At 56.2% G+C, this 6416-nt stretch carries 7 protein-coding genes; all 7 read right to left on the reverse strand.

The window, feature by feature from the left end; translation table 11 throughout:
• The coding region (locus tag Q0F21_RS04475) for a RecQ family ATP-dependent DNA helicase (RefSeq protein WP_297237787.1) at positions 1–887 on the reverse strand (887 nt) is incomplete at its 3' end.
• 15 nt (positions 888–902) lie between these two features.
• Positions 903–2576, reverse strand: a complete 1674-nt coding sequence (recJ, locus tag Q0F21_RS04480) for a single-stranded-DNA-specific exonuclease RecJ (protein WP_297237789.1) — start codon at positions 2574–2576, stop codon at positions 903–905.
• Positions 2577–2935: 359 nt separating this feature from the next.
• A complete protein-coding gene (locus Q0F21_RS04485; protein ID WP_297237791.1) occupies positions 2936–3355 on the reverse strand; it encodes a YraN family protein in 420 nt (139 codons plus the stop codon).
• Positions 3355–3840 carry an MGMT family protein gene (locus tag Q0F21_RS04490; protein ID WP_297237793.1) on the reverse strand — a complete coding sequence of 162 codons (486 nt, stop codon included), beginning with the start codon at positions 3838–3840 and terminating at the stop codon, positions 3355–3357. Before Q0F21_RS04490 ends, Q0F21_RS04485 begins: the two co-directional genes overlap by 1 nt.
• On the reverse strand, positions 3806–4108 hold the full coding sequence (locus Q0F21_RS04495) for a Dabb family protein (protein WP_297237795.1): 303 nt from the start codon (positions 4106–4108) through the stop codon (positions 3806–3808). The genes Q0F21_RS04490 and Q0F21_RS04495 overlap by 35 nt, the downstream gene beginning before the upstream one ends.
• 4 nt (positions 4109–4112) lie before the next feature.
• Positions 4113–5363, reverse strand: a complete 1251-nt coding sequence (gene serB, locus Q0F21_RS04500) for a phosphoserine phosphatase SerB (protein WP_297237797.1) — start codon at positions 5361–5363, stop codon at positions 4113–4115.
• Entirely contained in the window at positions 5350–6201 is an 852-nt protein-coding gene (locus tag Q0F21_RS04505) for a hypothetical protein (protein WP_297237799.1), read from the reverse strand. Before Q0F21_RS04505 ends, serB begins: the two co-directional genes overlap by 14 nt.
• Positions 6202–6416 lie beyond the last annotated feature (215 nt).

Genomic DNA, 6416 nt, shown 5'->3' on the forward strand with positions numbered 1-6416 from the left:
CCGAAGGCTGTGGTGCAGACCATGATCCTCAGCTCGTCACTCTGCCAGGCGCTCTGCCGCTGCTGCTTCACGGACGGATCCAGACCGGCGTGGAAGTAGTCTGCGCTGAAGCCTGCGTCCCGGAGCAGCTCGGCGTAGCGCTCTGCCTGCCGTCGGGTACGGACGTAGACGAGACTGCTCCCCTCCACGCTGGAGAGGATGTGGATCAGCTCACGAGGCTTGTCGTAGGTCCTGCGGACGACATAGGAGAGACTGTCTCGGTAGAAGCTCCTCTTGTAGAGCCTGTAGCCCTCCCTGAATTCCAGGCTCCGCACCACGTCCTCCACGACGCGGGGAGGAGCCGTCGCCGTGAGGGCCAGTATCGGCACCTCCTCTCCGATGAAGGTCCGTGCAGAAGCAATATTGAGATAGTCGGGTCTGAAGTCGTACCCCCACTGACTGATGCAGTGACACTCATCGACGACGATGAGCGAGATCTCCATCGCACTCAGTCTGCGGAGGAAGAACTCGTTCTGCAGACGCTCCGGTGCGACGTAGAGGATCTTGTAGTCCGGGGAGTAGACGATATTGTCCAGCACGGCAAGCGTCTCTCTGCGAGTCATTCCGCTGTAGAGTGCCTGCGCATGGATCTTCAGAGACTTGAGCTTATCGACCTGATCCCGCATCAGGGCGACGAGGGGCGTGATCACCAGCGTGATCCCATCGAGCATTAGAGCCGGCACCTGGAAGGTGATCGACTTCCCCCCGCCGGTCGGCATCAGCGCAAGAGTATCGTGACCCCCGAGGACCGACCGGATGACCTCCTCCTGCATGGGGCGGAAGGAGTCGTACCCCCAGACCTCCCTCAGCACGTCCAGAGGTGCCGACCGACTCAGATCCTTACTCATTTGATCTCGCGATGACTACTGATCAGCAGTGTGGAGACGGATGTCCTTGATATTAAGCTGAATGTTGTGGTGCCCCTGTCTCGTGAATTCGTCAATGGTGTACGCCACGTCGAAGGTCGTGTCCTGCTGGAGCATAGCGAGCTTGTCCGCTTGATTGTACGCCATCGCCTGCATGATAGGCATCTGATCGGGCATACTGAGGACGAGCTTGAGGTGCGACCCCTGGTATCCGGTGATGCGGGGCGGCGTGACACAGACCACACCATAGGTGACGAAGATGGGCGGCTCATTGCCGTGACCGAAGGGGGCGAGCTTGAGCAACTGGCGTCTAAATTTCGGGGTGATCTCCCTGAGTTTCAGTTCCTCCTCGATATGGAGTACCGGAGTGAGATCGTCCAGTGAGATCTCCCGGTCTGCGATCTCCGTCACCTCCTTGATGAATCGGTGGAAGTTTTTCTTCTTGATCGTCAGACCGGAAGCGAAGGGATGTCCGCCGAAGTTGTCCAGCAGGTCGGCGCACCGCTCGATCAGGGAGTAGATGTTGAAGCCGCGCACACTCCTCGCCGATCCGGAGATGGTCTGACTGTCCGAGTCGGAGAGTACGATCGTGGGGCGATTGTACTTCTCGCTCAGACGACTCGCCACTATCCCGATGACGCCGCTGTGCCAGGAGGGATCATAGACCACGATCACCTTGTGCTGATCCATGTCCTTAAATCCCTCCACGATCTCATTGGCCTCCTGCGTGATCGACTGGTCGATCTCCCGGCGCTGGGTATTGTACTTGTCGAGATTGACGCTCCGCTTGAGGGCGTCCTTCGGATTTTTGGAGAGAAGCAGCTCCACCGACTCCCGACCGTTTTGGATCCGGCCGGAGGCATTGATCCGCGGTCCGATCTTGAAGATGATGTCCGAGATGTCCAGCGTCTGATTGCTTATGCCGCTGACATTGATCAGCCCCTTGAGCCCCATGGTAGGGTGGCGATTGAGCTTCTTGAGTCCATAGTAGGCGAGGATCCTATTCTCATCCCGCAGCTCCACCAGATCAGCGGCGCAGCTGACGGCGACGAGGTCGACGAGATCGTAGAGACCTCTCTTGTCCGATCTATTGCTCATGGCGAAGGCTTGCATGAGCTTGAAGCCCACCCCACATCCGGAGAGCTCCTTGAATGGGTATCCCGAGTCGGGAGCCTTAGGATTGAGCAGAGCGACACAGTCGGGTCGCTCGCGCCCAGGCAGGTGGTGATCGCAGACGATGACATCGATGCCCATCTCCGTCGCCTTCTCGATCATCAGCACCTCCTTCGTCCCGCAGTCGAGCGTGATCAGCAGGGTACAGCCGCTCTCCTTGGCGAAGTCCAGTGCCTTGTCAGAGATCCCGCTCCCCTCCGTGTAGCGGTCCGGTATGTAAAACTCGAGCAGCGGAGTGATCTGACGCAGATACTTGTATACCAGTGCCACGGCGGTCGTCCCGTCGACGTCATAGTCGCCGTAGATCAGTATCCTCTCCTTATTGCCGATCGCCTGATTGATCCTCCGGACCGCTGCGTCCATATCCTTCATGAGGAAGGGATCGTGTAGCTCGCTCAGCCTCGGCTCGAGGAAGTGCTCCGCCTCATCGATACTCCTCACCCCCCGCTGCACCATAAGAGAGGTGATGGAGGTAAGGAGCTTATATTTTTGAGCCAAGAGAGATGCTATCTTCTTCTCTTCGTCAGATAGCTCTTTGACTTTCCAGTGATTGTACATGGGGATAAATATTTATTCCCAAATGTAATCATTTTTGACCATCCATCCCTTTCCGCGTGAATTAGTGGCAGGTGAAGGAGCCTCAGAGCCTACTGTCGCCGGTCTCCCACCATGAACCCGACCATCAGTAGGAGTCCGGACGCTGAATTCTATTACCGGTATTAGGCTTAACTATTACCGGTAATAGTGTCAACTAATACCGGTAATAGATTTCACTAATACCGGTAATAGTCTCGGGGCATCACCACGTGGCCACTGTATGCGTTTTTTTACTGTCGTCTTACGACGTAGATATGGGGCTAAAGACGGAACTCCTCGTACCCCTCCGGCATGTCGTAGATGGCATTGCGGAGTATCTTGTAGCCCGCTTCTCTCCCATTGGGAGGGAAGTAGATCAGGAGGTAGTCAAATCGGATGTCCCTATAGGTTAGGTCTCTGCCACCATTCTTGTCGCAGAGGAAGGCCTTAGCCGCCTGGAGGATATTGAGCTGCTTCTTCGGAGGGATGAGTGACTCTAAGTCCCGCAGGGCTCCCAGGCTGCTTCTCGCCTTTACCTCTATGAAGCAGAGTGTGGAGCCCTCCATAACAATCAGGTCCAGCTCCAGAGGTCCAGACTGATAGTTCTGTGCGATGATGGTGTAGCCCTTTTGCCGCATCAGGTCGGCGCACATCAGCTCCACCGCATGACCATCGATCTTACGTCCGTCGTCCTGCATCATTAGTGGTGGCTCATTCCTCTCTCGTAGTCCAGCAGTCTCCTCTTCTGCTCCACGCCCCATCGGTAGCCGCCGATGGAGAAATCCGCCGGCACCACTCGGTGACAGGGGAGGAGGATCATGTACCTATTCTGTGACAGGAGTCGACCCACCGCTCGGGCATATCCGCCGGGTAGAGCATTGAGCCGACAGAGCTCGCCGTAGGTCAGCGTCTCTCCCCGCCGGATCTGGCGAAGTATCTCCCAGAAGCGGGGAGCCCACGAGGGACTCTCCTGGTGAAGCGTATACCTCTTCGGCAGCGGGGTGCAGTGCGACAGGGCATCTTGCAGATCGTCATAGAGGGGCGTCTCCTCGTTGTGACGGTCCGAAGCGGGGAGACAGGACCATAGATCCAGTGTGATCGGGTCTATGAGCACCTCTACCGGACCTATCGGAGAGGCGAAGAGGTGACTCTCACTCCTCGTAATCGACGCAGGCTCGGGAGACAAGGTAGGGCTTGATGTACTTACCCACGAGGGCGACGTGATCAGGATGGACGGCGTAGTCGTGGAGCTTCTGGAGGTCCTCACAGTGAGCGATGAGTGCGAGGTCATACTTCTCCGCAGGATTGACATTAAGCTCTATGTGCAGGTCTACCAACTCCTCGATGGTGTGGGGCAGTTGCTCAAAGTCTGCCTTCAGTGCGGCAAGGTGAGACTTCTTTTCTTCTCCTGCCAGTTTTTCATCGAGCTGGAAGAGGACAATATGAGTGATCATGGTTTTATAGGATGTTAGAGAATTGTATTTCGTCAAGCTGTGAGTCCTTGTATCCGAGGAAGTAGAGGATGCCGTCCAGCCCGGTCGTGGTGATGGACTGCTTGGCACTCTCCTGCACCTTGGGCTTGGCGTGGAAGGCTATGCCCAGTCCCGCCGTGGAGAGCATCGGTAGGTCGTTGGCGCCATCGCCGACAGCGACGGTCTGGCGGATGTCGACCTTCTCCAGCTGGGCGATGAGCTTAAGGAGCTCCGCCTTACGCTGTCCGTCGACCACCTCACCGACATATCGTCCGGTCAGCTTCCCGTCCGGACCGATCTCGAGGTCATTGGCATAGACATAATCGAGGTCGAAGAGATCCTTCAGATAATTACCGAAGTAGGTGAAGCCACCGCTGAGGATGGCGATCTTGAAGCCGACGCGCTTGAGGATATGCATCGTCCGCTCGAGACCGTCCATTAACGGGAGATTGACGGCAATGTCATGCATGACACTTGCGTCCAGCCCCTTGAGGAGTGCCACTCGCTCCCTAAAGCTCTCCCGAAAGTCGATCTCTCCGCGCATAGCGCGGGCGGTGATCTCCTTTACCTGCTCCCCGACGCCTGCCCTATCGGCAAGCTCGTCGATCACCTCGGTCTTGATGAGGGTCGAGTCCATATCGAAGCAGATCAAGCGCCTCATCCGGCGGAACATGCTGTCCTGCTGGAAGGAGACGTCCATGTGGTGCTCGTCAGATATGCGGATGATGTGTCGCTGCATCGCCGCCTGATCCTTGGGCGTCCCGCGGAGGGAGATCTCGATGCTGGCTCTCGGGTGCCGCTGATTCTCCACGAGCGGGATACGCCCGGTCAGACGATCCACGGAGTCGATATTCATCCCCTGATCCGCCACCTCCTTGGTGATCGCTGACACCATATCGGCGGTGATGGTCTTGGCGAGGAGGGTGATGATGTACTTATTCTTCCCCTGATTGCCGACCCACTCCGAGTAGCTGTCGGGGTCGATGATGCGGAAGGTGACCGTCACGCCGAGGTCATTGGCGCAGAAGAGTAGATCCTTCAGCACATTTCCGCTGCCATGCGAGGCGACGGAGAAGAGGACGCCGAGGGTGAGGTGCTTATGGATGTCTACCTGTCCGATGTCGAGGATCGTCAGGTCGTGCTTCGCAAGCACGGTGGTGATAGCTGCGGTGACACCGGGACGATCGGTGCCATTGAAGACCGCCAGTAGGATTTCCTTCTGATCAGATGATTCCATGCTTTACATATAGTGTAGGCTCAAAACTTGTCTTAGCAAAGATAGCAATTTGCCCGACTACATCCGGGGACACCTCCATTCCGAGACGTTTCATTTCCTCCACAAAGAGCTCCACCGGACGAGCAACGTCGATTTGGCTTCGTATAAACTTCTCAGGGAGCTTGTCGAGGGCACCCATCCGACGCATAGATTCCTCGGAGAAGTCTCTGTAGTTCCTATTGTACTCATGCTGGAGCTGTGCCACCTCGTACAGGCTCATCCCGTCGGTGATCCTTGGGGGCTGTGGAGCCCTCAGGCTCTCCTTGTGCGACCCCGTTCGGAAGCGTACCCGAGGGTCGGCGTAGTGCCGGCTCATCGTCTCGGCATACTCAGCCACAGACTGCGTGGGGAGTTTCTCAGGCACTACAGGAGCAGCGGGGAGCTCCAGCAGGTCTGCCGTACTCTTCCCCGTCAGATCCTCCGGACTGTACCACTCCCCGTCCCACTGAGGATTGATCGGAGAGATCGCATTCATCGGGTCTGCCTTGACCCTACGGTACCGTATCTCCTTCTCATCCTCAGCCCTCAGGTACTCCTTCACGATCTCTCGCTTCGGCTCACCATTCGCCTGATAGAAGCTCTCCGGCAGGTCATCCTTGTGGCTGACGTACTCTTTCAGTACATTTGCAATGGTTAAGGGGGTTGATCCTGTAGAGATATGGGGCTTAACAACCGCTTCGATCTCTCCGAGAGTGTTTTCTGACGTGTTATTTTCAGAAAGCTCCTCTCGGAGATTTTTTTGGAGATCTATCTTGTGGAGATAGAACTTTCCATGAGAGTCGTCTCCGACAAGTTTCACGATCACGGTACAGATATATCCTTCTCCACCAATTGATATGGGAGCGGAGATAGTGAGAGAGTCATAGGAGCGACCCTTCCACTCTGTCTCTCCATCTATCTGTACACCACGTTTTATTACTTCTGGTACTGCTTTAAAGGCGGCGACACGATCTCTGTAGAGTGAGAAATGTGCCATGCTGTCTTTTACGGTGCGCTTACTGAGAGAGACATATC

Origin of the sequence: uncultured Porphyromonas sp., assembly GCF_934359325.1 — a bacterium.
In the GTDB taxonomy this organism is placed as follows: Bacteria; Bacteroidota; Bacteroidia; order Bacteroidales; family Porphyromonadaceae; genus Porphyromonas_A.